The 26,628-nt window shown below is 62.0% G+C and carries 22 protein-coding genes; 16 read left to right on the top strand and 6 right to left on the bottom strand.

Annotated elements, in window-relative coordinates; translation table 11 throughout:
* The first annotated feature begins 11 nt into the window (after positions 1 to 11).
* From OC605_RS06030 to madM, 12 genes are all read left to right on the top strand, one after another.
* Complete coding sequence (locus OC605_RS06030; RefSeq protein WP_262136505.1) at positions 12 to 5,921, top strand: Hpt domain-containing protein; 5,910 nt, start codon at positions 12 to 14, stop codon at positions 5,919 to 5,921.
* The gene (locus OC605_RS06025; protein WP_262136504.1) at positions 5,914 to 6,384 is read left to right on the top strand and encodes a chemotaxis protein CheW; all 471 of its coding nucleotides are present in this window, start codon (positions 5,914 to 5,916) and stop codon (positions 6,382 to 6,384) included. The genes OC605_RS06030 and OC605_RS06025 overlap by 8 nt, the downstream gene beginning before the upstream one ends.
* A 533-nt stretch (positions 6,385 to 6,917) precedes the next feature.
* Entirely contained in the window at positions 6,918 to 7,283 is a 366-nt protein-coding gene (locus OC605_RS06020) for a DUF6124 family protein (RefSeq protein WP_262136503.1), read from the top strand.
* Between the two features lie 288 nt (positions 7,284 to 7,571).
* Positions 7,572 to 9,242, top strand: coding sequence for a malonate decarboxylase subunit alpha (mdcA, locus tag OC605_RS06015; RefSeq protein ID WP_212617347.1), 1,671 nt, complete (start codon positions 7,572 to 7,574; stop codon positions 9,240 to 9,242).
* The gene (locus OC605_RS06010; RefSeq protein WP_133335920.1) at positions 9,242 to 10,099 is read left to right on the top strand and encodes a triphosphoribosyl-dephospho-CoA synthase; all 858 of its coding nucleotides are present in this window, start codon (positions 9,242 to 9,244) and stop codon (positions 10,097 to 10,099) included. The genes mdcA and OC605_RS06010 overlap by 1 nt, the downstream gene beginning before the upstream one ends.
* Positions 10,099 to 10,398, top strand: a complete 300-nt coding sequence (locus tag OC605_RS06005) for a malonate decarboxylase subunit delta (RefSeq protein WP_039757560.1) — start codon at positions 10,099 to 10,101, stop codon at positions 10,396 to 10,398. The genes OC605_RS06010 and OC605_RS06005 overlap by 1 nt, the downstream gene beginning before the upstream one ends.
* A complete protein-coding gene (locus tag OC605_RS06000; RefSeq protein ID WP_262136502.1) occupies positions 10,391 to 11,242 on the top strand; it encodes a biotin-independent malonate decarboxylase subunit beta in 852 nt (283 codons plus the stop codon). The genes OC605_RS06005 and OC605_RS06000 overlap by 8 nt, the downstream gene beginning before the upstream one ends.
* Positions 11,239 to 12,024 (top strand): biotin-independent malonate decarboxylase subunit gamma, encoded by a 786-nt coding sequence (mdcE, locus tag OC605_RS05995; protein WP_262136501.1) that lies wholly within the window; start codon positions 11,239 to 11,241, stop codon positions 12,022 to 12,024. Before OC605_RS06000 ends, mdcE begins: the two co-directional genes overlap by 4 nt.
* Complete coding sequence (locus tag OC605_RS05990) at positions 12,018 to 12,638, top strand: malonate decarboxylase holo-ACP synthase (protein WP_262136500.1); 621 nt, start codon at positions 12,018 to 12,020, stop codon at positions 12,636 to 12,638. Before mdcE ends, OC605_RS05990 begins: the two co-directional genes overlap by 7 nt.
* Complete coding sequence (gene mdcH / locus OC605_RS05985) at positions 12,635 to 13,555, top strand: malonate decarboxylase subunit epsilon (RefSeq protein ID WP_262136499.1); 921 nt, start codon at positions 12,635 to 12,637, stop codon at positions 13,553 to 13,555. The genes OC605_RS05990 and mdcH overlap by 4 nt, the downstream gene beginning before the upstream one ends.
* A gap of 67 nt (positions 13,556 to 13,622) precedes the next feature.
* Entirely contained in the window at positions 13,623 to 14,015 is a 393-nt protein-coding gene (gene madL, locus OC605_RS05980; RefSeq protein WP_016772756.1) for a malonate transporter subunit MadL, read from the top strand.
* 5 nt (positions 14,016 to 14,020) lie between these two features.
* Positions 14,021 to 14,785: a malonate transporter subunit MadM gene (gene madM, locus OC605_RS05975; RefSeq protein ID WP_024014642.1), complete on the top strand. Its 765-nt coding sequence runs from the start codon at positions 14,021 to 14,023 to the stop codon at positions 14,783 to 14,785.
* A 201-nt stretch (positions 14,786 to 14,986) separates the two neighbouring features.
* On the opposite strand, the gene OC605_RS05970 is transcribed toward madM, so the two are convergent.
* Positions 14,987 to 15,907: a LysR substrate-binding domain-containing protein gene (locus OC605_RS05970; protein ID WP_056786436.1), complete on the bottom strand. Its 921-nt coding sequence runs from the start codon at positions 15,905 to 15,907 to the stop codon at positions 14,987 to 14,989.
* A 141-nt stretch (positions 15,908 to 16,048) separates the two neighbouring features.
* On the opposite strand from OC605_RS05970, the gene trhA reads away from it, so the two are divergent.
* Positions 16,049 to 16,666 (top strand): PAQR family membrane homeostasis protein TrhA, encoded by a 618-nt coding sequence (trhA, locus tag OC605_RS05965; RefSeq protein ID WP_262136498.1) that lies wholly within the window; start codon positions 16,049 to 16,051, stop codon positions 16,664 to 16,666.
* A gap of 175 nt (positions 16,667 to 16,841) precedes the next feature.
* Here the strand turns inward: trhA and OC605_RS05955 are convergent, their stop codons facing one another.
* Positions 16,842 to 17,561, bottom strand: coding sequence for a 16S rRNA (uracil(1498)-N(3))-methyltransferase (locus OC605_RS05955; RefSeq protein ID WP_262136497.1), 720 nt, complete (start codon positions 17,559 to 17,561; stop codon positions 16,842 to 16,844).
* 152 nt (positions 17,562 to 17,713) lie between these two features.
* Positions 17,714 to 19,120 (bottom strand): adenosylmethionine--8-amino-7-oxononanoate transaminase, encoded by a 1,407-nt coding sequence (locus OC605_RS05950; RefSeq protein ID WP_262136496.1) that lies wholly within the window; start codon positions 19,118 to 19,120, stop codon positions 17,714 to 17,716.
* A 223-nt stretch (positions 19,121 to 19,343) separates the two neighbouring features.
* On the opposite strand from OC605_RS05950, the gene OC605_RS05945 reads away from it, so the two are divergent.
* Entirely contained in the window at positions 19,344 to 21,113 is a 1,770-nt protein-coding gene (locus tag OC605_RS05945) for a flavin monoamine oxidase family protein (protein WP_130910861.1), read from the top strand.
* 363 nt (positions 21,114 to 21,476) lie between these two features.
* Here OC605_RS05945 and OC605_RS05940 read toward each other — a convergent pair whose 3' ends face one another.
* Positions 21,477 to 21,974, bottom strand: coding sequence for a hypothetical protein (locus OC605_RS05940; protein ID WP_262136495.1), 498 nt, complete (start codon positions 21,972 to 21,974; stop codon positions 21,477 to 21,479).
* A 286-nt stretch (positions 21,975 to 22,260) separates the two neighbouring features.
* On the opposite strand from OC605_RS05940, the gene OC605_RS05935 reads away from it, so the two are divergent.
* Entirely contained in the window at positions 22,261 to 22,812 is a 552-nt protein-coding gene (locus tag OC605_RS05935) for a cytochrome b (RefSeq protein WP_130910862.1), read from the top strand.
* 31 nt (positions 22,813 to 22,843) lie between these two features.
* Positions 22,844 to 23,422 carry a YceI family protein gene (locus OC605_RS05930; protein ID WP_039757580.1) on the top strand — a complete coding sequence of 193 codons (579 nt, stop codon included), beginning with the start codon at positions 22,844 to 22,846 and terminating at the stop codon, positions 23,420 to 23,422.
* A 239-nt stretch (positions 23,423 to 23,661) separates the two neighbouring features.
* Here the strand turns inward: OC605_RS05930 and OC605_RS05925 are convergent, their stop codons facing one another.
* Both OC605_RS05925 and OC605_RS05920 read right to left on the bottom strand, forming a co-directional pair.
* A complete protein-coding gene (locus tag OC605_RS05925; RefSeq protein ID WP_262136494.1) occupies positions 23,662 to 25,533 on the bottom strand; it encodes a DEAD/DEAH box helicase in 1,872 nt (623 codons plus the stop codon).
* A gap of 221 nt (positions 25,534 to 25,754) precedes the next feature.
* Positions 25,755 to 26,567 (bottom strand): substrate-binding periplasmic protein, encoded by an 813-nt coding sequence (locus tag OC605_RS05920; protein WP_262136493.1) that lies wholly within the window; start codon positions 26,565 to 26,567, stop codon positions 25,755 to 25,757.
* Between the last annotated feature and the right edge of the window lie 61 nt (positions 26,568 to 26,628).

Raw genomic sequence — 26,628 nt, 5'->3', positions numbered from 1 at the left:
GTGGAGTGGTTATGGGTGATCGGCACGACTACGTGGCCCTGGAATGGGTCAAGGGCGAAATTGCCGAAACGCTGAAGCTGGCGCATCAGGCGATCGAGGCCGTGCTCGACGATCCGCAGGCCTTCCCCGGGCTGGACGAGTGCCTGGCCTACATTCATCAGGTCCACGGCAGTCTGCAAATGGTCGAGTTCTACGGCGCAGCGTTGCTGGCCGAAGAAATGGAGCATCTGGTCGAAGCCCTGCAACATCAACGCGTGCCGCACCGCGACGAAGCCTTGCACCTGATGCTGCAAGCCTTGGGGCAATTGCCGCTTTACCTTGACCGCGTGCAGAGCGCCCGCCGCGACCTGCCGCTGGTGGTGTTGCCGCTGATCAACGATCTGCGTAGCGCCCGTGGTGAAAGCCTGCTGGCAGAAACCAGCCTGTTCAGCCCGCCACTGCCCGAGCTGGCGCCGCTCGGCGACGAGGCGCTCGCGGCATTGGAACCACCCGATCTGCCGAACGTGCTGCGCAAACTGCGGCAGATGCTGCAAATGGCTCTGGTCGGTCTGCTGCGCGAACAGGATGACCAGACGCACCTCGATTATCTGGCCAAGGTATTTACTCGCCTGGAAGCGTTGAGCGGCGCTGCGCCGTTGAGCCCTTTGTGGCAAATCGCCTCGGCATTGGTCGAGGGCATGCGCGAGGGCGTCATCGCCAACAGTCCGGCGCTGCGCAGCCTGTTCAAGGACGCCGACCAAGAGCTCAAGCGCCTGCTCGAGCAGGGCATCGTCGGGCTCAACCAGCCGGCGCCGGCCGAGCTGCTGAAAAGCCTGTTGTTCTATATTGCCAAAGCCGAACATCCCACCGGGCAGATGCTGACCATGAAAGATCACTACTCCCTGGACGACGCGTTGCCCGACAGCGCGATGGTCGATGAAGAACGCGCGCGCCTCGCCGGCCCCGACCGCGATGCCATGCGCTCGGTGCTGGCGGCGCTGTGCGAAGAGCTGGTGCGGGTCAAGGAGCGCCTCGATCTGTTCGTGCGCAGTGACCGCCAGCACGCTTCGGATCTGGACAGCCTGCTCGCGCCGCTGCGGCAGATCGCCGACACCCTCGCGGTACTGGGTTTCGGCCAGCCGCGCAAAGTCATCATCGACCAACTGGCAGTGGTGCTCAGCCTCGCCCAAGGCCAGCGCGAACCGAACGACGCGATCCTCATGGACGTCGCCGGGGCCTTGCTCTACGTCGAAGCGACGCTGGCCGGCATGGTCGGCACGGTGGAGACGCAAAGCGCCGAAGACGCGCGTCTGCCGACCACCGACCTGACGCAGATCCATCAGATCGTGATCAAGGAAGCGCGCATCTGCCTGCAACAGGCCAAGGACATGATCGTCGACTACATCGACGCCGATTGGGACCGCCAGCATCTGCAATCGCTGCCCGAGCTGCTGACGCAAGTACGCGGCGCGCTGGCGATGATTCCGCTGGCCCGCGCAGCGAGTCTGGTCGAGGCCTGCAACGGTTTCATTCGCGAGCATTTGATGCTCGATGCCCACGAACCGGGCTGGGAACAACTTGATCATCTGGCCGACGTGATCAGCAGCCTGGAGTATTACCTCGAACGCCTGAGCGATGATCCGCAGGCGCCCGCCGAGCATCTGCTCGATGTCGCGCAAAACAGCCTTGCCAGCCTCGGCTTCTTCGCCAACGAACAGCCCGGTGAACCGCAGGTGCCGGTGCTCGATGAGGTGCTCAGCCCCAGCGAAGCGCAGCTCATGCAGGATCTGCAAGCGCTCGACGACCCTGACGTCGTGCAGTCGCTGGCCGAAGTGCTGGCCAGCCCGCTGTCGGCGCTCAACCCGCCGGCGCGCAACAGCCCCGACAGCCTGATGCCGCCGCCAGCCGATGAAGAACCGGTCGACGATGAACTGCGCGAAGTGTTCCTGGAGGAGACCGACGAAGTCCTCGCGGTCCTCCACGAATACCTGCCGCGCTGGACCGCCAATCCCCAGGACCGCGCCGCGCTGACCGAACTGCGCCGGGCCTTCCATACCTTGAAGGGCAGCGGGCGCATGGTCCGCGCGTTGGTTCTCGGCGAACTGGCCTGGGCGGTGGAAAACCTGCTCAACCGCGTGCTCGAACAAAGCGTCGAGCCCGGCGCAGTGCTGCGCCAATTGCTCGACGACGCGGTGTTGCTGCTGCCCGAGCTGATCAACGAATTTGCCACCCAGCGCCAACGCCAGCGCAGCGATGTCGACCAACTCGCCGCCCGCGCCCACGCGTTGGCCAAAGGCGATGAGCCGCTGGCTGCCGAAGACACCGACGACGTCGCCGCGCTTGATCCGCTGCTGCTGGAAATCTTCCGCAAAGAAGCCGAAACCCACCTCGCCAGCCTCAACCGTTTCCTCGATCAGGCCGCCGAACAGGTGCCGTTGCCGGCCAGCGACGAACTGCAACGGGCGCTGCACACGCTCAAGGGCAGTGCCTCGATGGCCGGCGTATTGCCGATGGCCGAACTGGCGGCTTCGCTGGATCAACTGGCCCGCGAGTTCAAGGCGCATCAGTTGCCGCTGGATCTGGACGAGGTCGAACTGCTGCTCGAAGCCGAGGGCCTGTTCCGCGTCGGCCTGCGCCAGCTCAAACACGATCCGCTGGCGCCGATTGTAGGTGCGCAGTCGCTGATCAAACGCACCGAGGCGCTGCTCGCCGAGCGCCTGCAAGCCAGCTCCGATGGCGCTGACAGCGGCCTGCGCCTCAAGCGCGATCCGCAGCTGATCAACAACTTCCTCGCCCAGGGCATGGACATCCTCCTCGACGCCGAAAACCTTTTGCAGCGCTGGCAGCAGCACCCCGGCGAGCGCCAGGAACTCAGCGCCTTGCTCGATGAGCTGACCACTCTGGGCGAAGGCGCGCATCTGGCCGATCTGCAGGCGGTCGATGGCCTCTGCGAAGCCTTGCTCGACCTGTATGGCGCGGTGGAAGAAAGCAGCCTGGCGGTCAGCGAGCGGTTTTTCCACGAAGCGCAACTGGCCCACGAAGCGCTGATCAACATGCTCGACGAACTCGCTGCCGGCCAGGAAATCACCGCGCAACCGGAGCGGATTCGGGCCTTGCAGGAACTGCTCGACGAAGGCCTCGACCCGGCGGCGATGGGCCTGATCCGCAGCGATGGCAGCCGCACCCTGGATATTCGCGAGCTGGGCAGCGCCACCGCGCAATTGCAGCAATCGGTTGCCGCCCTCGAGCCGGACGACGAAATCGTCGAAATCTTCCTCGAAGAGGCGGTGGACATTCTCGACAGCGCCGGGCAAGCCTTGCAGCGCTGGCTCAAGGACCCGGACAACGCCGCGCCGCTGTCGTCATTGCAGCGCGACTTGCACACGCTGAAGGGCGGCGCGCGCATGGCCGAGGTCGAGGTCATCGGTGACCTCGCCCAGGAACTGGAAAATCTTTACGAAGGGCTGGTCGATCGACGCTACAGCCACAGCGCCGCGCTCGAAGGTTTGTTGCAGCACAGTCATGAGCGTTTGGCGCTGATGCTGGAGCAACTGCAAGCGCATCAAGCGCTGACTCCGGCGCAGGATCTGATCGACGCGATCCGTCAGTTGCGTCAGGGCCAGGCCGCCAGCGAATCTGCCCCCGCAGCGCTCGAACACGACAACGCCGGGCATGATCCGGAGTTGCTGGAGATCTTCCTCGAAGAAGGTTTCGACATCATCGAAAGCTCCGGCGCCGCGCTGTTGCGCTGGCAGGCCGAGCCGGGCAACCGTCAGGAAATCGAAACCCTGCTGCGCGATCTGCACACCCTAAAGGGTGGCGCGCGGATGGTCGAAATCGGCCCGATCGGCGACCTCGCCCATGAGCTGGAATTTCTCTACGAAAGCCTCTCCACCGGTGCGCTGCAACCGTCCGCCGAACTGTTCGCGCTGGTGCAGCGCGGCCATGACCGACTGGCGCAAATGCTCGATGGCGTGCGCGCCGGGCAACCGTGCCCACCGGCCGATCGGCTGATCAGCGCGATCCAGAATTTCAGTCACCCGGTGCAGGTTGAAGCGCCGCTGGCGCCAGCTCCGGTGATCAAGCCTGAGGCAGCGCCTCCGGCCGCCGATGCTGGCGCGGACATGGTCAAGGTCTCGTCCGAGCTGCTTGATGAACTGGTCAACCTGGCCGGGGAAACCTCGATCTTCCGTGGGCGGATCGAGCAGCAAGTCAACGATGCGCAGATTGCTCTCAACGAGATGGAAACCACCATCGAGCGCATGCGCGATCAGTTGCGCCGCCTCGACACGGAAACCCAGGGGCGCATTCTCAGCCGCCAGCAAGTCGATGGCGAACGCCTCGGTTACGAAGATTTCGATCCGCTGGAAATGGACCGTCATTCGCAGTTGCAGCAACTGTCGCGGGCGCTGTTCGAATCCGCCTCGGACCTGCTCGACCTGAAGGAAACCCTCGACCGTCGCAACCACGATGCGGAGAACCTGTTGCAGCAACAGGGGCGGATCAACACCGAATTGCAGGAAGGCCTGATGCGTACGCGCATGGTGCCGTTCGAACGCATGGTGCCGCGTCTGAAACGCATCGTGCGGCAGGTCGCCGAAGAGCTGGGCAAGGATGTCGCGTTTGTCGTCGGCAACGCTGATGGCGAGATGGATCGCAACGTGCTGGAGCGCATGGCCGCGCCGCTGGAGCACATGCTGCGCAATGCCGTCGACCATGGCCTCGAATCCACCGAGGTGCGGTTGGCGGCGGGTAAACCGGCGCAAGGGCAAATCACCCTCGATCTGTCCCGCGAGGGCGGCGACATGGTTTTCGACATCCGCGACGACGGCGCCGGGGTGCCGCTGGAAGCCGTGCGGCGCAAGGCGATCAAGCGCGGTCTGCTGGCGCCCGACGCCGAGATCAGCGACCGCGACGTGTTGCAGTTCATTCTCCAGCCGGGTTTCTCCACGGCGGAAAAGATCACCCAGATTTCCGGGCGTGGCGTCGGCATGGACGTGGTCCACGAAGAAGTGCGTCAGCTGGGCGGCAGCATGAGCATCGATTCGGTGCCGGGGCAGGGCGTGCATTTCCGCATTCGCCTGCCGTTCACCGTGTCGGTCAACCGCGCGCTGATGGTGCAGTGCGCTGAGGATCAGTACGCGATCCCGCTGAACACCATCGAAGGCATCGTGCGTGTGTTGCCGAATGATCTGGAAGGGCACTTCCGTCAGGATCCGCCGAGTTATCAATACGCCGGCCAGCGTTATGAGCTCTGTTATATCGGTGAGCTGTTGAAGACTGCGCCACGGCCAAAACTGCTCGGGCAGAACCTGCCGTTGCCGGTGCTGCTGGTGCATTACAACGACCGCCATGTTGCGGTGCTGGTCGACGCCATGGCCGGCACTCGCGAGATCGTGGTCAAGAGCCTCGGCCCGCAATTCGCGGCGGTGCAGGGCGTGTCTGGGGCGACGATTCTCGGCGATGGCCGGGTGGTGCTGATTCTGGATCTGCTCGCACCGATCCGCGCGATGCAGGCGCGAGTGGCGCAGGAACCGACGGCCACGGAGATCGACAGCGAACCGCACAAGCCGCTGCTGATCATGGTCGTCGATGACTCGGTGACGGTGCGCAAGGTCACCAGCCGTTTGCTCGAACGTCACGGCATGAACGTGCTGACCGCCAAGGACGGTGTCGATGCGATGCTGCTCCTCGAAGAACACACGCCCGACCTGATGCTGCTCGACATCGAAATGCCGCGCATGGACGGCTTCGAAGTCGCCACCCAGGTGCGCGCCGACGAACGCCTGCGCCACTTGCCGATCATCATGATCACCTCGCGCACCGGCCAGAAACACCGCGACCGCGCCATGGCCATCGGCGTCAACGACTATCTCGGCAAGCCGTATCAGGAATCGGTGTTGCTGGAGAGCATCGCCCAGTGGAGCAAGAAACATGCATGAGCACCGGCACAACCCGCGCACCAGCCAGCTCACCGGGCTGCTGCTGCCGCTGGCCGATCGCAACCTGATCCTGCCCAATGTCGCCATCGCCGAGCTGATCGACTACCAGGCCAGCGCCTTCGATCTCGACACGCCGCCGTGGTACCTGGGCCGGGTAACGTGGCGTGAGCGGCAGATTCCGCTGATCAGTTTCGAATCGGCCTGCGGGCAGAAAATCGTCATCGGCGAACGGGCGCGGATCGTCATTCTGAATGCGCTGGGCGGCTTGCCCGAGCTGAGATTTATCGCCCTGTTGGTGCAGGGGATTCCTCGGTCGTACAAGCTCGACAGTCAGTTGAGTTACGTGGATGTGCCGTTGTGCGCGCTGGAGCAGGCGGCGGTGCAGGTGGGCGAGCAGGTGGCGAAGGTGCCGGATCTTTTGGGGTTGGAGAGGTTGTTGGTGGATTCTGGGCTGGTCCATTGACCCAGAGTCTTCAGTGTTCTGGCTGGCCTCTTCGCGAGCAGGCTCGCTCCCACAGTTGATCTTCAGTGAACACAAATTTTGAACACGACACAGATCCCCTGTGGGAGCGAGCCTGCTCGCGAAAGCGCCAGTCGCCACACCTTAATCCGACAGACAAATCATCAATCTCTGTGCGCAATAAATGACTTCTAGTCGCGTTGTTTAAAGACACCCGGTGTTACGGCTTCCTAGCCTACAAATCCTTGCGCCCCTGCCTACGCCTGCGCCAGAATCCGCCGGCTTGTGCGCCCAGGGCTTGCTGCGTAACTTGGATCGGGTCACTGATTCCCAGTGATCGGGTTTAGTAGCCCGCGGTAATTCAGCTGGTCGTGCATTCATCACAGGTGTCCGCATCTGAGCTTGATGGTGGCTGTACGTAGGGCGCTTCGGCGCGCCGGCTTAAGCTGAGTTCCCCGGTCTACTAACCTGCGTACAGTCGCCTCCCTTTCGTTTAGTAGCCAAGGGGTTGGCGCTCAACAACGGGAACACAGCTCATGTTCAAAGTAACGCCAAATCCGCCGACCCAAGACCCGGCATCGCCCTACCAATCCCCCGACTCAAAGAAATTCCACGAAGCCGCCGAGCGTGCCCTCGACCATTACCTCGGCCCGCCCGCCGCCGACTTCATGGCCCCGCCGTACACCCCCAACACGCTATACATGGCCAACCCCGAAGCCGACACCGAATCCTTGCTGGCCGACGCCTGCGAAACCCTCGGTTCGGCAACGGTGATGCTACATAACCATGCTGCCTCGGTGGACGGCTCGCAGCGCAAGACCCTGCAGGGCATCGCGCAGATTGTCATGGTGGCGGAGATGGCGGTGAACCGCGTGCTGGACAAAATGGTGCCAACCGACTGAAAGCCCCTCACCCCAGCCCTCTCCCAGAGGGAGAGGGAGCCGACCGAGGTGTCTCGCGTCCTACATCGACCTGAATGACCGAGTCGATTATGGATTCACTACAACGGGTTCAGGTCAGAGTCATCCCAAGCATCCCCCAATCAGTCCCCTCTCCCTCCGGGAGAGGGCTAGGGTGAGGGTAGCTTTTGAACGTTACGCTCAGCGTAATGATTCACCACCCAGCTTGATTGATGCCCTCACCACACACGCCTAACTTGGCTCCACGACAGCGAACCCCGTGGAGTGAGCATGACAACAACAATTTCCCCCGACTCGCGCTGGACGCGGCGGCGTGACGAGAAGCAGCGCCGGCTCGACAAGGTGCGCGGGCTGGCCGATGGCGTGGTGTTGCCCAGTGACAAAATCGTCGCCGCGCTCGAAGCGCTGATCCATCCCGGCGACCGTGTGGTGCTGGAGGGCAACAACCAGAAACAGGCGGATTTCCTCTCGCGTTCACTGGCCAAGGCTGACCCAGGCAAGCTCCACGATCTGCACATGATCATGCCCAGCGTCGGCCGCTCCGAGCACCTTGATCTGTTCGAACGCGGCATCGCCCGCAAGCTCGATTTCTCCTTCGCCGGCACCCAGAGCCTGCGCATCAGCCAGTTGCTCGAAGATGGCTTGCTCGAAGTCGGCGCCATTCATACCTACATCGAACTCTACGCCCGCCTCGTCGTGGACCTGATCCCCAACGTTGTGCTCTCGGCCGGTTTCATGGCCGACCGCGCCGGCAATATCTACACCGGCCCGAGCACCGAAGACACTCCCGCACTGATCGAACCGGCGGCGTTCAGCGATGGCATCGTTATCGTTCAGGTCAACCAATTGGTCGATGACGTCAGCGAACTGCCCCGCGTGGACATTCCCGCTTCATGGGTCGATTTCGTCGTGGTCGCCGACAAGCCGTTCTACATCGAACCGCTGTTCACCCGCGACCCACGCCACATCAAGCCTGTGCACGTGTTGATGGCGATGATGGCGATTCGCGGCATCTACGAAAAACACAACGTGCAGTCGCTCAACCACGGCATTGGTTTCAACACTGCCGCCATCGAACTGATCCTGCCGACCTACGGCGAATCCCTTGGCCTGAAAGGCAAGATCTGCCGCAACTGGACGCTCAATCCGCACCCGACGCTGATCCCGGCGATCGAAAGCGGCTGGGTCGAGAGCGTGCATTGCTTCGGTACCGAACTGGGCATGGAAAACTACATCGCCGCTCGGCCGGATGTGTTCTTCACTGGCCGCGACGGCTCGCTGCGCTCCAACCGCATGGTCTGCCAACTCGCGGGGCAATACGCGGTGGATCTGTTTATTGGCGCGACATTGCAGGTCGATGGCGACGGCCATTCCTCGACGGTGACTCGGGGCCGTCTCGCCGGTTTTGGTGGTGCGCCGAACATGGGTCACGATCCGCGCGGCCGGCGTCACGGCACTCCGGCGTGGCTGGACATGCGCCACGCCGATGGGCCGCAACCAATGCTCGAACGTGGCAAGAAACTCGTAGTGCAAATGGTCGAGACCTTCCAGGAGGGCGGCAAACCGACCTTCGTCGAAACCCTCGACGCGGTGGAGGTGGCGAAGAAAAGCGGCATGCCGCTGGCGCCGATCATGATCTACGGCGACGACGTTACCCACCTGCTCACCGAAGAAGGCATCGCCTATCTGTACAAAGCGCGCTCGCTGGAAGAGCGCCAGGCGATGATCGCCGCAGTCGCCGGGGTTACCGCCATCGGCCTGCGGCACAACCCGAAAGACACCGAACGCATGCGCCGCGAGGGCCTGATCGCCCTGCCCGAAGACCTCGGCATCCGCCGCACTGACGCCACGCGCGAATTGCTCGCGGCGAAAAGCGTCGCCGATCTGGTCGAGTGGTCCGGTGGCCTGTACAACCCGCCCGCCAAATTCAGGAGCTGGTAATGCACGCATTCAACCTGCAAGCGAAACCGCTGTCCCTGGCTGACCGCTTGGCCGATCTGGCAGTGGACGCGCTGATCGACGAAGCGGATCTGTCGCCGAAACCGGCGCTGGTCGATCGTCGCGGCAATGGCGCACACACCGATCTGCACCTGGGCCTGATGCACGCGTCGGCGCTGGCCTTGTGGCCAGCGTTCAAGGAAATGGCCGAGGCGGCGCTGGAGATCGGCGAAGTCGGTGTGCCGTTACGCGAAGCGATAGGCCGCATCGGTCGTGAAGGCGAGCAAGCGATGCTCGTGACCACCAACGGCGTCAACACCCATCGCGGTGCGATCTGGGCGTTGGGACTGTTGGTGACGGCCGCTGCGCTGCAACCGAAATCCATCGCCCTGTGCGCCGCACGCCTGGCACTGCTCGACGACCGCTACGCACCGACGCCGCTCAGCCACGGCGCACAAGTCGCTCAGCGTTACGGCGCACGCGGTGCTCGCGAGGAAGCGCAACTGGGCTTCCCGTCCGTGCTGCAACGCGGCCTGCCGCAACTGCACAAAAGTCGCGCCAACGGCCACGGCGAGCAGAACGCCCGGCTCGATGCGTTGCTGGCGATCATGACCGAGCTGGCCGACACCTGCGTGCTCTACCGCGCCGGGGAACCGGGCCTGCAGGCCATGCAGGCCGGCGCGCAAGCGGTGCTCGATGCCGGTGGCAGCGCCAGCCTCAGCGGTCGTCGCCGCCTGCACGAACTGGATCAACAACTCATCGCATTGAATGCCTCGCCCGGTGGCGCCGCCGACCTGCTCGCCGCCACATTGCTGCTCGATCGTATCGAGCGCGACGGCATCTCTCAGGGAGCGTTTTGATGGAAAACCTATCGTTTGAATTCCCCGCCGGGCAGCCGCCACGCGGGCGTGCGCTGGTCGGTTGTGTCGGCTCGGGTGATCTGGAAGTGCTGATCGAACCGGGTCTGGCCGGCAAACTGACGATCAACGTGCAAACCTCGGTCAACGGCGCACAGCAGCGCTGGCAGCACCTGTTTGCGCGGATGTTCGACGGCACCACGCCGCCGGCGATGGCCATCGATATCCACGATTTCGGCGCGACACCGGGGGTGGTGCGCTTGCGTCTGGAACAGGGTTTCGAGGAGATCGGCCATGACTGACAGCGCAGCGTTGCTCAACAAACACAGTTTCGTCGAACTCGGCGCGCGGCAGCGGGCGAAAGCCTTGCTCGACGCCGGGACCTTTCGTGAACTGCTCGATCCGTTTCAACGGGTCATGTCGCCGTGGCTCGAGCGCCAGGGCGTAGTGCCGCAAGCCGACGACGGGGTGATCATCGCCAAGGGCAGCCTCGACGGTTTGCCGGTGGTCATCGCAGCGATTGAAGGTGCGTTTCAGGGCGGCAGCCTTGGCGAAGTCGGCGGGGCAAAGATTGCCGGTGCGCTGGAACTGGCCGCCGAAGACAACCGCAACGGCATCCCCACCCGCGCCGTGTTGCTGCTGGAAACCGGTGGCGTGCGCTTGCAGGAAGCCAATCTCGGTCTGGCGGCGATTGCCGATATTCACGCGGCGATTGTCGATTTGCAGCAATACCAACCGGTGGTCGGGGTGGTCGCCGGCAGCGGCGGTTGCTTCGGCGGCATGTCGATCGCCGCTGCGCTGTGCAGTTATTTGCTGGTGACCCAGGAGGCACGTCTCGGCCTGAACGGCCCGCAAGTCATCGAGCAGGAAGCCGGGATCGAGGAGTACGACTCCCGCGACCGGCCATTCATCTGGAGCCTGACCGGCGGCGAACAGCGTTTCCACAGTGGTCTGGTGGATCGTTATGTCGGCGATGATGTGGCGCAGATTCGTCAGCAGGTTGGTGAATTGCTCAAGCAAGGCCTGCCGGCTCAGCCGCGCAGCCAAAGCGCCGAGTGGTTCCTGCAACGCCTCGGCAAGCTGAACACTGGCCAGCAAATCGAACCGTCGGTGGTTCGCGATCTGTATCAAGGAGAGCGCTCATGAGTGGCTATTCTCTGCGCGGTTTGCACTGGTTCAACGCCTTGAGTGCTGGCGCTAAAAGCGTCGAAGGCCTGCCGCCGTCGTTGAAAGTTGCTGACGGTGAACTGGGGCGATTCATTGCTGTGGTCGCCGACCCGGACAATCGTTTCCCTCGCGCCAGAAACGGCGAAGTCGGTCTGCTCGAAGGCTGGGGGCTGGCCAAGGCTGTGGATGACGCGATCAGCGCCGACCGCGACAGCGCGCAGAAGCGCCCGATCATTGCCATAGTCGATGTGCCGAGCCAGGCGTATGGCCGCCGCGAAGAAGCCCTCGGCATTCATCAGGCCCTGGCCGGCGCGGCGGACGGTTATGCCCGTGCGCGTCTGGCCGGGCATCCGGTGATTGCGCTGCTGGTGGGCAAGGCCATGTCGGGTGCATTTCTCGCCCACGGTTATCAGGCCAATCGCCTGATTGCTTTGCGCGATCCGGGTGTGATGGTGCACGCGATGGGCAAAGCCTCGGCGGCGCGGGTCACCTTGCGCAGTGTCGAGGAACTGGAAGCGCTGGCGTCGAGCGTGCCACCGATGGCCTATGACATCGACAGCTACGCCAGCCTCGGTCTGCTCTGGGAAACCCTCTCGGTGCAGCAGATTGAACAGCCGACAGAGGAAGATCTGACGCGCGTGACTGAGTGCCTGAAGCAAGCGATCAGCGATGTGACCAGCACTGATTTGAAAGGGCGCCTTGGTGCGAGCAATCGTGCCGCCTCCAGCAAAGTCCGCGAATTGCTGAGGGCGCAGTGGTGAACCTGCCCCTGGCCCACGATCTGCTCTGGGGCATGACCCCGGCGCAGTTGCCGGCGGATGCGCCAGCGTGGGCGATCGCGGCGCTGGCGGCCGGGCAACCGGTGGTGGTGCGCCGGGCCTTGAGCGAGAAAGGTCTGGTCGCGGTCGGCGTTCGTGGTGTGTTGCGCGAGCAGCGGCTGGCGACGTTTATGCCGCTGGATTCGATTGCCTGTCGGGTCAGTCCGGAGGCCCTCTGTCAGGTTGAGTGCGAGCGAGATCTGCCGGTGATGCAGGCGCTCAAACAACTGCGGCCGATACTCGATGACTGCGGTTGGGTCTGGGGTGTCAGCGGCAGTGTCGGGTTTGAATTGGCCAGCGGTTTTGCAGCGATGCACGCGGCCAGTGATCTCGATCTGATTCTGCGTGCGCCGCAGGTGATCGGCCGTGATCAGGCGCGCGAACTGGTCGTGCTTTTTGATCAAACTGCGTGCCGGGTCGACATGCAATTGCAGACGCCGTTCGGCGCTGTGGCGCTGCGTGAATGGGCCAGCGGTTCGGCCCGAGTGCTGCTGAAAAATGCCCATCAGGCGGCATTGGTGATCGATCCTTGGAACCCCCAGGAGCAGGCAGCGTGAGCAGCCTGTTGGTGTTTCCCGGCCAGGGCGCGCAGCAAGCGGGCATGCTCCAGCGTTTGCCTCGGGAAACGCTGGCCGAGGCCAGTGATGTACTCGGCGAGGATGTTTTGCAGCTTGATTCAGCCGAGGCATTGCGCACGACACGAGCGGTGCAGCTGTGCCTGCTGATCGCCGGTGTCGCTGCTTCGCGGCAGTTGTTGCAGGATGGACTGACTGCGGATTACGTCGCCGGCCTGTCCATCGGCGCCTACCCGGCAGCAGTGGTGGCGGGGGCCTTGAGTTTCAGCGATGCGCTGCATCTGGTCAGCCTGCGCGGTGAGCTGATGCAAAAGGCTTATCCACAGGGCTACGGCATGACCGCGATCATCGGCTTGCAGTTATCCACCGTCGAAACCCTGCTGGCGCAAGTGCACAGCGAAGATGCGCCGGTGTATCTGGCCAATATCAACGCCGATAACCAAGTGGTGATTGCCGGCAGCGACAAGGCCATGCACGCGGTGGCCGAACTGGCGCGCAGTCGCGGCGCCGGAGTGGCGAAGCGGCTGGCGGTGAGCGTGCCGTCGCATTGCCCATTGCTGGAAAAACCGGCGCAGGCGCTTGCCGAGGCCTTCGCCAAGGTTGAACTGAAGAACCCGAAAATCGCTTATCTGAGCGGCAGTCGCGCGCGGCCTGTGAGCAAAGTCGAAGCGCTGCGCGATGACCTCGCTTTCAACATGTGCCGCGTGGTGGATTGGCGCGGCACCGTGCAAAGCGCCTACGAGCGCGGCGTGCGTCTACAGATCGAACTGCCGCCCGGTGCGGTGCTGACCGGGCTGGCGCGCCGGGTGTTCGAGCAGGGCACCGTCACTGCCTTCGACAGTGCCCGCCTCGATACCCTGCAAGCGCTGTTGCGCGAGGAGGGTGGCCGCCAACTCTAAAACCGCCGCGACTCAAGCTTCGAACAACAAAAACAACATTCGACGATGCACTTTGAGGACTACAACAATGATTATTTACGGTGTGGCGTTTCTCGCCTTCTGCACGCTGGTCGGTATCTGGGTCGGTGAACTGCTCGGCAAGCTGATCGGCGTGCCGGCCAACGTCGGCGGTGTCGGTATTGCGATGCTGCTGCTGATCGGCCTGGGCAGCTATCTCTACAAGAGCGGCTGGCTCAAGGGCAAGACCGAGCAGGGCGTGGAGTTCTGGAGCGCGATCTACATTCCCATCGTGGTCGCCATGGCCGCGCAGCAGAATGTCTACGGTGCGCTGAAGGGCGGGCCGATGGCGATTCTTGCCGGCACCCTCGCCGTAGTGATCGCGTTTGCCTTGGTGCCGGTGCTGACACGCATGGGCAACAAGCAAGAGACACCGATTGCTCCTGCCAAGACTGCGGGGTAATCGCCATGTACGAATCAATGATGAAAGTGATCACCGGCTACGGTCTGATCAGCGGCTTTTTGATTGTCGGCCTGACCATGTGGGTGTCCTACTGGATGTCCAACACCTTCACCAAGGGCCGTCTGCACGGTTCGGCGATCGCGATTCTGCTCGGGCTGGTGCTGTCGTATATCGGCGGCGCACTCACCGGTGGGCAGAAGGGCGTGGTGGATATTCCCCTGCTGTCCGGCATCGGCCTGCTCGGCGGTGCGATGCTGCGGGATTTCGCGATTGTGGCGACGGCGTTTGGCGTGAGTGTCGATGAGCTCAAACGCGCCGGACTCGTCGGTGTGCTGGCGCTGTTTGTCGGCGTTGGCACCTCGTTCGTCGCCGGGGTCGGCGTGGCGATGGCGTTCGGCTACACCGATGCGGTAAGCCTGACTACCATTGGCGCGGGTGCGGTGACCTACATTGTCGGCCCGGTTACGGGGGCGGCGATTGGTGCCAGTTCCGAGGTGATGGCGCTGTCGATTGCGGCGGGGCTGATCAAGGCGATTCTGGTGATGGTGATGACACCGTTCGTGGCACCGATGATCGGCCTGAACAACCCGCGCAGCGCGGTGATTTTCGGTGGTTTGATGGGCACGTCCAGCGGCGTTGCCGGCGGCCTGGCGGCCACCGATCCGAAGCTGGTGCCATATGGTTGCCTGACGGCGGCGTTCTATACCGCGCTTGGGTGTCTGCTGGGGCCTTCGCTGCTGTTTCTGGCGATGCGCGGGTTGATGGGCTAGCTAGTCACCCCCAAAAGCCCCTCACCCTAGCCCTCTCCCGGAGGGAGAGGGGACTGACCGCGTTGGATGTTCGAGATACGCCGACCTGAGATATCGAGTCGAACTCAAGTTTTGAACATTCCCCGATCTGCTCCCTTCCCCCTCGCCCCCTTGGGGGAGAGGGCTGGGGTGAGGGGGTAGCTCTTGATTTTTGATCTTGATCTAAACCCCAGCCTGCCGATTGGCATACATCCGACACTCCGCCAGCAACGCCAGCAGATTCGGATCACGCTCCTTGGCCTTGAGAAACACCACGCCAATGTGCTGCTGCAAGCGGTACTTCTCCTGCAACGGGATGAGCTTCACCCGGTTCTCGTACACCGCCGCAATCCGCCCCGGCAACAAGGCGTACCCCACCCCTGAGCTGACCATGCTCAGCAAAGTGAAGATGTCGTTGACCTGCATCGCCACCTTCGGCTCGAATCCCGCTTGCTTGAACACCCGCACACCGTCCTGATGCGTGGCGAAGCCCTGGGTCAGGGTGATGAAGGTTTCATCACGCACTTCCGCCAGATCGACTTCACTGCGCTGAGCGAATTTTGAATCGGCCGGGGTGGCGAGGAAGATGTCGTCGGAAAACAGCGCAATCTGCTCGCAGTCCGGATCGTTGATGCTGTCGTCCAGCGACACCAGAATCGCGTCGACTTCCATGTTTTTCAGCTTGTAGAGCAGGTCGATGTTCGAGCCGAGGATCAGGTCGATGTTGAGTTCGCTGCGGCGGATCTTCAGGCCCATGATCAGCTGCGGCACGGTCTTCACCGTCAGCGAATACAGCGAGCCGAGCTTGAAACGCTCGGCGGAGAACCCGGCGGCTTCGCGGGTCAGGCGCACGCTGTCGACGACGTCGTTGATCAGCTTCTGCGCACGTTCTTCCAGCACATAGGCGCTTTCCAGTGGCGTCAGATTGCGCCCTTCGTGTTTGAACAGCGGGCAGCGCAGGGCGTTTTCCAAAGAGTGAATGGCGCGGTGCACGCTGACGTTGCTGGTCTGCAGTTCGGCGGCGGCGCGGGCAAGGTTGCCGGTGCGCATGAAGGCGAGGAACACCTCGAGTTTTTTCAGGGTCAATTCTTCGTCGATCAGCATGGCGCGGACTCTTTTTGGTATCGGCCGATTGTGCCCAATTCCCGCGTGCCGCGCAGGCGAGGTTGAACAGAAACATTGCGCTTTTACGCTCAAGGCCCGAGCCTTGCGCGCTTGCGGTAGTGACTACGAGGTATGCGACACATGTATCACGGGGAAAAACTCAACGCCTGGACCCATCTGGTCGGAGCTATTGCGGCGTTTATCGGCGGCGTGTGGATGCTGATCATTGCCAGCCTCGACGGCAGTCCGTGGAAGATCGTCAGCGTAGCCATTTACGCTTTCACCTTGCTGGTGCTCTACAGCGCCTCGACCGTGTACCACAGCGTGCGCGGGCGCAAGAAAGCGATCATGAAGAAGGTCGACCATTTCTCGATCTACCTGTTGATCGCCGGCAGCTACACGCCGTTCTGCCTGGTGACGTTACGCGGGCCGTGGGGCTGGACGCTGTTCGGGATTGTCTGGGGGCTGGCGCTGATCGGCATCCTGCAAGAAATCAAACCGCGCTCCGAGGCGCGGATTCTGTCGATCGTGATTTATGCGGTGATGGGCTGGATCGTGCTGGTCGCGGTCAAACCGCTGATTGCCGCACTGGGCACAGCGGGGTTTGCCTGGCTGGCGTCGGGCGGCGTGCTGTATACGGTGGGGATTATCTTTTTTGCCCTCGATCACCGCCTGCGGCATGCCCATGGCATCTGGCACCTGTTCGTGATTGCCGGGAGCTTGCTGCATTTTGTCGCGATTCTGTTTTACGTCCTGTAAATGCAATCCCTGTGGGAGCGAGCCTGCTCGCGAAGGCGTCAGGTCAGCCAACACCTTCGTTGAATGAAACACCGCTTTCGCGAGCAGGCTCGCTCCCACAATAAATCTTCAGTGAACTCTGGTGTTGTGAACACCCTAGATCCAATGTGGGAGCGAGCCTGCTCGCGAAGGGGCCTTAGAAATCACCCCAAAGTTGCTGGGCTACCGCCAACGCCACCACCGGCGCGGTCTCGGTGCGCAGCACCCGCGGGCCGAGGCGCGCGGCGTGGAAGCCGTTGCCTTTGGCTAACTCGACTTCGCCATCCGTCAAGCCACCCTCAGGTCCGATCAGGAACGCCAGCGTCGCCGGTTTGGCATGGCTGACCAGCGGTTCTGCGACCGGGTGCAGCACCAGTTTCAATTCGGCTTCGGTCTGCTTGAGCCAGTCTGCCAGCAACACCGGCGGATGAATCACCGGCACCCGTGAACGCCCACACTGTTCGCAGGCACTGATCGCCACTTGGCGCCAGTGCAGCAAGCGCTTGTCGGCGCGTTCGTCCTTGAGCCGCACTTCGCAGCGCTCGCTGAAGATCGGAGTGATTTGCGTCACGCCCAGTTCAGTGGCTTTTTGAATCGCCCAGTCCATGCGCTCGCCCCGGGACAGGCCCTGGCCGAGGTGGATCTGCAGCGGCGACTCGATTTGCCCGGCGAATTGCTCGTCGAGCTGCACGACCACGCGTTTCTTGCCGACGTCCACCAACGACCCGCGAAATTCATGGCCGGAACCGTCGAACAACTGCACCGCATCGCCTTCGGCCATGCGCAGTACGCGGCTGATGTAATGCGCCTGGGCTTCTGGCAGTTCGTGTTCGCCAGTGCTCAGCGGGGCGTCGATAAAGAAGCGGGACAGTCTCATTTCGGGTCTCTGGAAAGATATGAATCAGTTGGATCGGTGTCGACTTCATTCGCGAGCAGGCTCGCTCCCACACTTGAAATGCATTCCCCTGTGGGAGCGAGCCTGCTCGCGAAAGCGGCAGTCCAGCCACCGCAAATCTCAAGCAAGGCGAATCAGCCCGGGTCGCGGAAACCGGGGTGGAAGTCTTTCGGCACCGCCACGCTGACGCTGTCACGTGTAGCAATATCAACACCTTCACTGGCCACTTCGGCCAGGAAGTCGATCTGCTCCGGGGTGATCACATACGGCGGCAGGAAATACACTACGCTGCCCAGCGGCCGCAACAACGCACCACGTTCCAGTGCATGCTGGAAAACCTTCAAGCCACGACGCTCCTGCCAAGGGTAGGCCTCTTTCGTGGCTTTATCCTTGACCATCTCGATGGCCAGGACCATGCCGGTCTGGCGCACTTCGGAGACGTTCGGGTGATCGACCAGATGCGCGGTCGCCAAAGCCATGCGCTGAGCCAGCGCCTGGTTGTTCTCGATGACGTTGTCCTGCTCGAAGATATCCAGCGTGGCCAGTGCCGCAGCGCAGGCCAGCGGGTTGCCGGTGTAGCTGTGCGAATGCAGGAAAGCGCGCAGAGTCGGGTAGTCGTCGTAGAAGGCGCTGTAGACCTCGTCGGTGGTCAGGCACGCCGCCAGCGGCAGATAGCCGCCGGTCAGGGCTTTCGACAGGCAAAGGAAGTCCGGGCGGATGCCGGCCTGTTCGCAGGCGAACATCGTCCCGGTGCGGCCGAAGCCGACGGCAATTTCGTCGTGGATCAGGTGCACGCCGTAGCGGTCGCAGGCCTCGCGCAACAGCTTGAGGTACACCGGGTGATACATGCGCATGCCGCCGGCGCCCTGAATCAACGGCTCGACGATCACTGCCGCGACGCTGTCATGACTTTCCGCCAGCGTCTGTTCCATGGCGGCAAACATGTTGCGTGAATGTTCTTCCCAGCTCATGCCGTCGGGGCGCCCGTAGCAATCCGGGCTCGGCACCTTGATGGTGTCCATCAGCAGGGCTTTGTAGGTCTCGGTGAACAGCGGCACGTCGCCGACTGCCATCGCTGCCATGGTTTCGCCGTGGTAGCTGTTGGTCAGGGTGACGAAGCGCTTTTTGTTTGGCTGGCCGCGATTGAGCCAGTAATGAAAACTCATCTTCAGCGCGACTTCGATGCAGGACGAGCCGTTATCGGCGTAGAACACCCGATTCAGGCCTTGCGGCGTCATCTTCACCAGACGCTCGGACAGCTCGATCACCGGCTGATGGCTGAAACCGGCAAGAATCACATGTTCGAGTTGATCGACCTGATCCTTGATGCGCTGGTTGATGCGCGGGTTGGCGTGGCCGAACACGTTGACCCACCAGGAACTGACTGCGTCGAGGTAGCGCTTGCCTTCGAAGTCTTCGAGCCAGACGCCTTCGCCGCGCTTGATCGGGATCAGCGGCAGCTGTTCGTGGTCTTTCATCTGGGTGCAGGGATGCCACAACACCGCAAGATCGCGTTGCATCCACTGGTTATTCAGGCCCATTTACAGTCTCCTCGAGGCGGCTCGCGTCAGGCGCGGGCGAACAATCGCGCAAGCCTATGCAATGCATCGCGTGGGAACAACCCATTGTGTCGATTGAGCTACTTTGTCTGAGCCGATAGACGTCGCTGGCGGCGTTTTGATGGCTAACGTATTCTTCGCGGTTCTTTGAGTCGTCTGACTCGCAAAACTGCTTTTTCCCACATGTTTTTCCGGAGTTCGCTGAATGTCTGTCGGTTGGCTGCGCGCCTGTGCGCTGGTGATGTTGGGGCTGTTCAGCGTTACGGCGCTGGCCAAGGATAAAACCGCAATCGTGATTGGCGGTGGCCTGTCGGGTCTGACCGCCGCTTACGAACTGCAGAACAAAGGCTGGCAGGTCACCCTGCTGGAAGCCAAACCGAGCCTGGGCGGCCGCTCGGGCATGGCCACCAGCGAGTGGATCGGCAACGACAAGACCCAGCCGGTACTGAACAAGTACGTGTCGACCTTCAAGCTCGGCACCACGCCGGCGCCGGAATTCGTGCGTACGCCAGGTTATCTGATCGACGGTGATTATTTCTCCGCCGCTGATCTCGCCACCAAGCAGCCAGCCACCGCCGATGCGCTCAAGCGCTACCAGAAAACCCTCGACGATCTGGCGCGCTCGATCGACGACCCGCAGAACCCGGCGGCGACCGCCACCCTGCATGCACTGGACCAGATCACCGTATCGAGCTGGCTCGACAAGCAGAACCTGCCGGCCACCGCGCGTCAGTTGATCAACCAGGACATCCGTACCCACTACGACGAACCTTCGCGTCTGTCGCTGCTGTATTTCGCTCAGCAGAACCGCGTCTATCGCGGCGTCTCCGACCGCGACCTGCGCGCCTCGCGTCTGGTCGGTGGCAGCCAGGTGCTGGCCCAGGCCTTCGTCAAACAGATCAAGACCATCAAGACCAGCTCGCCGGTCTCGGCCATCATCCAGGACAAGGACGGCGTGACCGTCAAAGTCGGCAGCGTCGGCTATCAGGCTGACTATGTGGTGCTGGCGGTGCCTTTGCGCGCACTGAACAAGATCTCGCTGACCCCGGCGCTGGATGCTCAGCATCTGGCAGCGATCAAGGGCACCAACTACGGTTGGCGCGACCAGATCATGCTGAAGTTCAAGACGCCAGTGTGGGAAAGCAAATCGCGCATGTCCGGCGAGATCTACAGCAATACCGGTCTGGGCATGCTCTGGATCGAACCGGCGCTGAAGGGTGGCGCCAACGTGGTGATCAACCTGTCCGGCGACAACGCTCGGGTGATGCAGGCGTTCGGCGACAAGCAGATGGTCGATCAGGTGCTGATCCGTCTGCACGCGTTTTATCCACAGGCCCGTGGCTCGTTCACCGGTTATGAGATCCGCCGATACAGCACTGACCCGTCGATGGGCGGCGCCTACCTGGCTTACGGCCCGGGGCAGATCAGCAAGTTCTGGCGCCTGTGGGAACGTCCGCTGCAACGCGTAGCGTTCGCCGGCGAACACACCGACACCTTGTACCCGGGCACCCTGGAAGGCGCACTGCGCACCGGCCAGCGCGCGGCCAGCCAGGTTGAAGATCTGGCGGCAGGCAAGTCGTTTGAACCGGTCAAAGTGGTTCCGGCTGCAGCAGCGGCAGGCGCGGCGGGTGCGGCGGCGGCGAAGAAGGGCAACTTCTTCAGCAACCTGTTCGGCGGCTCGGATGACGAGAAGAAGCCTGAGCCTGTGAAGGCGCCAGAGCCAGCACCTGCTCCGGCCGCTCCAGCGCCTGCACCGACCCCGGCACCTGCGCCAGCGCCGGTGGAAGCACCGAAACCAGCGGCCCCGGTGAAAGCCGAGCCGGCAAAGAAAGCAGCGGCCAAGCCAGCGGCGAAGAAACCGGCGGCAAAAACCGACACGAAAAAGCCGGCGGCCAAACCGGCGGCGAAGAAGGCTGAACCGGCGAAGAAGCCAGCGGCCAAGCCTGCTGCAACGACCGAGACCAAGGCGCAGTAAACCTTGGTTCATATGAAAAACGCGGCCCTCGGGTCGCGTTTTTTTTGCCCTGCGTTTGTGTCCTTCGCGGACCGGTTCCATGGCTGACCTGCGTACCGGAGGCTTCCCACAAGACGCTCGGAATCAGGTGATAGCGGCTGCCCGTCGACCAATTTTATGCTGGGAAAAATTGGAGCTCTCTGATGAAAACACTCACGCTGATACTGTTGCTGATTGCACTTCCCGGTTGTAGCAACGGGCAATTCTTTCCCGGCGGTTATGGTTCGGAACTAGCGCATAAATGCCAGATAGATCCTTACAATGCCGAGTGCCTGCAACCGCCCGCAGTACTTCACAACTAGCCAGTCACACCGTCTGAATCGGTCAGAACTCCCACTTGAAGAACTCTGTCCCGTTCGGCAGTTTCCTCAGCCACTTTTGCTTGGGTTTGCGCAGGCGCCCGGGAATGAAACCGAAACGCGCCCAGCGCAGATTGCCCGTGCGCTGGTCGTAAATCACCAGGTTTCCATCGTCCTGCACAGTCATGTATGTGTTGTACCAAAGCGCCTTGTCGGCGCTGTGCGTGCTTTCCGCGATCCATAATCGTCGCCTGGAAGGGTCATACAGAAAGCCGCTGTTGCTGATCACGAACTGCAGCGGCTCGCGCATCTTCTTCGGGTGCAAAGTTGCGCTGTAAGGTTGATTGGCGTCGGCGATCCAGATAACCCCCTCACCGTCTTTGAGGACCAGATTTCCATCGCTTTGCAGCATCAGACGAAATCGACCGTTCTCGGATTGCAGGAATTGGCCGGGAGACATCGTTTGATTGGGCGGCAGTACAGAAGAACCGCTTGCTTGAAAGGGCGTATATCGCAGAGCCATGTTTTTGCACCTGTCTGTAATGAGAATGGAGACATCATTCGAACAGGTTCAAAAGCCGCATCAGCGGTACAGGGTTATCGGCTTCGCAGTCCTGTGCCTTTGTCGTCGAAACGCGGCATCAGTCATTTGTACAAGCACCTCACAGCGAATTCGCCTTTAATCCTTCCTTAACACCCCGCTCGCAGACTCTTGATCGTATTTCTCGATATTTCAAAGCAAAATTTTCCGCTTTAATTCGATAGATAACTCGCTAGTCTTGGTTCGCAGTTCTCACAGGATTTGGGCAATGCAGCTACGTAACTCTTCTTCGCGCTATGGTTGGGTCAGCATCTTCATGCATTGGGTCGTGGCGTTGGCGGTCTTCGGGCTGTTTGCGCTGGGTCTGTGGATGGTCGGGCTGGATTACTACAGCACCTGGCGCAAAGACGCGCCGGACCTGCACAAGAGCATCGGTCTGGTGCTGCTCGCGGTGATGGTGTTGCGAGTGCTGTGGCGTTTCATCAGCCCGCCGCCGCCAACGCTGCAAAGCTACAGTCGCATGACCCGTATCGGCGCTAAATTCGGCCACGGGTTTCTGTATCTGGCGCTGTTCGCTGTGATGATTGCCGGTTACCTGATTTCCACCGCAGACGGTGTCGGGATCCCGGTGTTTGGCCTGTTTGAAGTTCCTGCTCTGCTCTCCGGACTACCGGATCAGGCAGATACCGCTGGGGTGATTCATCTCTGGCTGGCGTGGGCACTGGTAATTTTTTCCGGTCTCCATGCGTTGGCAGCATTGAAGCACCACTTTATCGATCGTGATGCGACCCTCACTCGAATGCTCGGTCGCAAAGCCTGAAATTCAACCTCGACTCAAAGGAAAAGAAAGCATGTTGAAAAAGACTCTGGCCGCTCTGGCAATCGGTTCGGCCGTACTGTCCGCCAACGTAATGGCTGCTGACTATGTGGTAGACAAGGAAGGCCAGCACGCCTTCGTCGACTTCAAGATCAGCCACTTGGGCTACAGCTACATCACCGGTACCTTCAAGGACATCGACGGCAAGTTCAGCTTCGATGCTGCCAAGCCTGAAGACAGCAAGATCGAGTTCAACGTCAACACTGCCAGCGTGTTCACCAACCACGCCGAACGCGACAAGCACATCGCCAGCGCTGACTTCCTCAACGCCAGCAAATTCGGCAAGGCCACCTTCGTTTCCACCAGCGTCAAGTCCACCGGTGCCAATACCGCTGACGTGACCGGCGACCTGACCCTGCTGGGCGTAACCAAGCCAGTTGTCGTCAAGGCCACCTTCCTGGGCGAAGGCAAGGATCCATGGGGCGGCTACCGTGCCGGCTTCGAAGGCACCACCACCATCAAGCGCTCCGATTTCGGCAAGCAGAAAGACCTTGGTCCGAAGTCCGATGCGGTCGAGCTGTATGTTTCGTTTGAAGGTGTGAAAGCGAAATAAATTTCGCCGCCACATGAAAACGCCCCCGGTCGCAAGGCCGGGGGCGTTTTTTATTGCCACAACACAGATCCCCTGTAGGAGCTGCCGAAGGCTGCGATCTTTTGATCTTGATTTTTGAAGATCAAGATCAGGATCAAAAGATCGCAGCCTTCGGCAGCTCCTACACAAAGCGATTTGCAGCGCTCAGAAAAATGCCCCGGCTCTTTCGAGTCGGGGCATTTTTCATTGCGGCTTGAAACTCAGCGATTGCGGGTCAGCAAGGCTGGTTTCTCGCCACGCGGGCGGCTTGGCAGTTGATCGAGCTGCTCGGGCGTCGGGAAGCGGTCGGCTTTCGATTCCTTGTGCATGATCTTCGGGCCATTGCTGCGCGGGTTCTGCACGGCTGGTTGCTCGGTACGTGGCTGATCGTCACGGGCCGGGCGGCGGTTGCGCTGAGCGGATTCGTCACGACGACCCTGACCGTCACGCGGTGCGCCATTGCGCGGGCCGCTGCGTTTGGCCGGTGGCGTGCCGGTGCTCGAACCGTTGCTGTTGCGCGGACCGTTCTGGCGACCCTGTGGCTGACCGCCGCGTGGTGCGCCAGTGCCGGCGCCTTGCGCCGGAGCGCCAGGACGACGGCCACGGCCGCCGGCCGGAGCAGCCTTCGGCACGTAGTCAACGCGGTTACCGAAGTTATCCACATCGTCGTCGAGGAATTCGTCCGGGGCACGGTCAGCCGCTGCACGCGGTGGCTGGCTTGGGCGCTGGTCGCGGCTCGGGGTGCCTTCGCGCGGTTTTTGCTGACGGGCAGGGCGCTCGCCACGTTCACCGGCCGGCTTTTCCTTGCCCTTGTCTTTGCCCTTGTCCTTGCGACCGCCGCCACCGCCGCCGCCATTCGGGCCGTCGCCACGTGGGCCACGGGAATTGCGCGGGTTGCGGATGTCCGGACGCTCGCGGGCTTCCGGCTTCTCGGCTTCGATGGTGCTGGAGTCGAAGCCCATCAGATCGCCGTCGGCAATCTTCTGCTTGGTCATGCGTTCGATGCTTTTCAGCAGCTTTTCTTCGTCCGGGGCAACCAGCGAGATCGCCTCACCCGAACGACCGGCGCGGCCAGTACGGCCGATACGGTGCACGTAATCTTCATCAACGTTCGGCAGTTCGAAGTTGACCACATGCGGCAACTGATCGATGTCCAGGCCGCGGGCGGCGATGTCGGTGGCAACCAGAATGCGCACTTCACCGGCCTTGAAGTCGGCCAGGGCTTTGGTGCGGGCGTTCTGGCTCTTGTTACCGTGAATCGCCACGGCTGGCAGGCCGTGTTTGTCCAGGTATTCCGCGAGACGGTTGGCGCCGTGCTTGGTGCGGGTGAACACCAGCACCTGTTCCCACGCGCCGGCGGTGATCAGGTGCGCCAGCAGTGCGCGCTTGTGGCTGGCGGGCAAGCGGAATACGCGTTGTTCGATGCGCTCGACCGTGGTGTTCGGCGGCGTCACTTCGATGCGTTCCGGGTTGTGCAGCAGTTTGCCGGCGAGGTCGGTGATGTCTTTGGAGAAAGTCGCCGAGAACAGCAGGTTCTGGCGCTTGGCCGGCAGACGTGCGAGGACTTTCTTCACGTCGTGGACAAAACCCATGTCGAGCATGCGGTCGGCTTCGTCGAGGACGAGAATTTCCACGTGGGACAGATCGACGCTGCCCTGGCCGGCGAGGTCGAGCAAGCGACCCGGGCAGGCGACGAGGACGTCGACGCCACGGGACATGGCCTGGACCTGCGGGTTCATGCCGACGCCGCCGAAGATGCAGGCGCTGACGAATTTCAGGTCACGGGCGTAGATCTTGAAGCTCTCGTGCACCTGGGCCGCGAGTTCGCGGGTCGGGGTCAGGACCAGCACGCGCGGTTGGCGCGGGCCGTGACGCTGGGATTTGTCCGGGTGACCGTTAGGGAACAACCGCTCCAGAATCGGGAGGGCGAAGCCGCCGGTTTTACCGGTACCTGTCTGAGCCGCCACCATCAGGTCGCGACCTTGCAACACGGCGGGAATGGCCCGCTGTTGCACCGGAGTAGGCTCGGTATAGCCCGCATCTTCGATGGCACGGACTAAAGCCTCGGAGAGACCGAGGGAAGCAAAGGACATGAGTAATCCTGTTTTAGTTAGGGCTTGGCCCAATGGGAGTCTTGCCTGGCGCGAATCACGTTTAAGAGGACGCAATCCCGTCCGGTCCAGCGGCGGTTCCGAAGGCACGTCAGGAGCGCTCGCGCGGGCTGGAAGCTGCGCTGTAGCGGGTCGAGAGGCCTGTTACGGTTCCGGGCGTCCGGGCGTGAGCCTGGCGGGAACGCCGGAGTATAACAGAGCAATCACTGCGCGCTGCTTTCCTGCTGCTCAACGGTTTTGCCGCCAACCTTGGCGTCACGCAGTGACGCGCTATCAACCGGCGCAGCACCGTAACGTGCGCTGAGCTCGGCGTAGGCCGGTTCGCGCTTGAAACGCTTGAGCTCGGCACCAAAGCGCTGCACCAGCAAGTCCATGCCGGCATTGCGCCGAACCGCAAGAAACTGGCTCTGGCGGCTGATAACCGTCGGGTTTTCGGTGATCAGATCGCGGATGTTCAATTCATCGAGCAAATGCTGGCCGACGCGGCGATCGGTAATCAGCAGATCGATACGCCCGCGCACCAGTTTGCCGAAGTTGGCTTCATGGGTCGGCGCAGGCTCACGGGTAAACAGCTGCGACTGGCTGAAGTCAGGGCTGTACAGATAGCCCGGCGAGGTGCCGATGGTCAGGCCTTTGAGTTGTTCGAGGGTGGTGAAAGGGTGCGGCCGATCATTAGCGTAGAACATCACGAATTCGACGTCGGACAGCGGCTCGCTGGGGTAAAGCAGGGTGGCGTCGCGCTCGGCGCTGTGAAAGATGTCCAGCGCACCGTCGGCCTGACCGGTTTCAAGCATCGACAGGCAGCGTTTCCACGGCAGGAACTGCCATTGCACTTCAATGCCCAGACGCTTGAACACGATGGCCGTGGTTTCGTAGTCCAGACCGAGGTTCTTGCCGTCCTGTTCGTAGACGTACGGCGCCCAGGGCTCGGTGACAATACGTAACTTCTCCCCCCGGGCGCCGACGCTCAGGCAAGTCAGAAGAATAACGCTCAGCAGTTGGGCAATAAGGGGCATGGCCTGAGGTTAGTACGCGAAACGCCTGATGAGAAGCTCTGGCATGCATGTTTCGCGCAGA

The organism is Pseudomonas sp. Marseille-Q5117, assembly GCF_946901175.1.
In the GTDB taxonomy this organism is placed as follows: domain Bacteria; phylum Pseudomonadota; class Gammaproteobacteria; order Pseudomonadales; family Pseudomonadaceae; genus Aquipseudomonas; species Aquipseudomonas iranensis.
The sequence above is the reverse complement of the archived record's forward strand: the minus strand, read 5'-3'. Positions and strand labels throughout refer to the sequence as shown.

What these genes read in the sequence shown, in the direction of transcription:
- OC605_RS05920 (WP_262136493.1), bottom strand. Translation starts at nt 26,567, where the DNA reads ATGCCCCTTATTGCCCAACTGCTGAGCGTTATTCTTCTGACTTGCCTG.
- OC605_RS05925 (WP_262136494.1), bottom strand. Translation starts at nt 25,533, where the DNA reads ATGTCCTTTGCTTCCCTCGGTCTCTCCGAGGCTTTAGTCCGTGCCATC.
- OC605_RS06030 (WP_262136505.1), top strand. Translation starts at nt 12, where the DNA reads ATGGGTGATCGGCACGACTACGTGGCCCTGGAATGGGTCAAGGGCGAA.
- mdcE (WP_262136501.1), top strand. Translation starts at nt 11,239, where the DNA reads ATGAGTGGCTATTCTCTGCGCGGTTTGCACTGGTTCAACGCCTTGAGT.
- OC605_RS06010 (WP_133335920.1), top strand. Translation starts at nt 9,242, where the DNA reads ATGCACGCATTCAACCTGCAAGCGAAACCGCTGTCCCTGGCTGACCGC.
- OC605_RS06020 (WP_262136503.1), top strand. Translation starts at nt 6,918, where the DNA reads ATGTTCAAAGTAACGCCAAATCCGCCGACCCAAGACCCGGCATCGCCC.
- OC605_RS05950 (WP_262136496.1), bottom strand. Translation starts at nt 19,120, where the DNA reads ATGGGCCTGAATAACCAGTGGATGCAACGCGATCTTGCGGTGTTGTGG.
- OC605_RS05970 (WP_056786436.1), bottom strand. Translation starts at nt 15,907, where the DNA reads ATGCTGATCGACGAAGAATTGACCCTGAAAAAACTCGAGGTGTTCCTC.
- OC605_RS05940 (WP_262136495.1), bottom strand. Translation starts at nt 21,974, where the DNA reads ATGGCTCTGCGATATACGCCCTTTCAAGCAAGCGGTTCTTCTGTACTG.
- OC605_RS05935 (WP_130910862.1), top strand. Translation starts at nt 22,261, where the DNA reads ATGCAGCTACGTAACTCTTCTTCGCGCTATGGTTGGGTCAGCATCTTC.
- mdcA (WP_212617347.1), top strand. Translation starts at nt 7,572, where the DNA reads ATGACAACAACAATTTCCCCCGACTCGCGCTGGACGCGGCGGCGTGAC.
- madM (WP_024014642.1), top strand. Translation starts at nt 14,021, where the DNA reads ATGTACGAATCAATGATGAAAGTGATCACCGGCTACGGTCTGATCAGC.
- trhA (WP_262136498.1), top strand. Translation starts at nt 16,049, where the DNA reads ATGTATCACGGGGAAAAACTCAACGCCTGGACCCATCTGGTCGGAGCT.
- OC605_RS05930 (WP_039757580.1), top strand. Translation starts at nt 22,844, where the DNA reads ATGTTGAAAAAGACTCTGGCCGCTCTGGCAATCGGTTCGGCCGTACTG.
- OC605_RS05955 (WP_262136497.1), bottom strand. Translation starts at nt 17,561, where the DNA reads ATGAGACTGTCCCGCTTCTTTATCGACGCCCCGCTGAGCACTGGCGAA.
- OC605_RS06000 (WP_262136502.1), top strand. Translation starts at nt 10,391, where the DNA reads ATGACTGACAGCGCAGCGTTGCTCAACAAACACAGTTTCGTCGAACTC.
- madL (WP_016772756.1), top strand. Translation starts at nt 13,623, where the DNA reads ATGATTATTTACGGTGTGGCGTTTCTCGCCTTCTGCACGCTGGTCGGT.
- OC605_RS05945 (WP_130910861.1), top strand. Translation starts at nt 19,344, where the DNA reads ATGTCTGTCGGTTGGCTGCGCGCCTGTGCGCTGGTGATGTTGGGGCTG.
- OC605_RS06025 (WP_262136504.1), top strand. Translation starts at nt 5,914, where the DNA reads ATGCATGAGCACCGGCACAACCCGCGCACCAGCCAGCTCACCGGGCTG.
- OC605_RS06005 (WP_039757560.1), top strand. Translation starts at nt 10,099, where the DNA reads ATGGAAAACCTATCGTTTGAATTCCCCGCCGGGCAGCCGCCACGCGGG.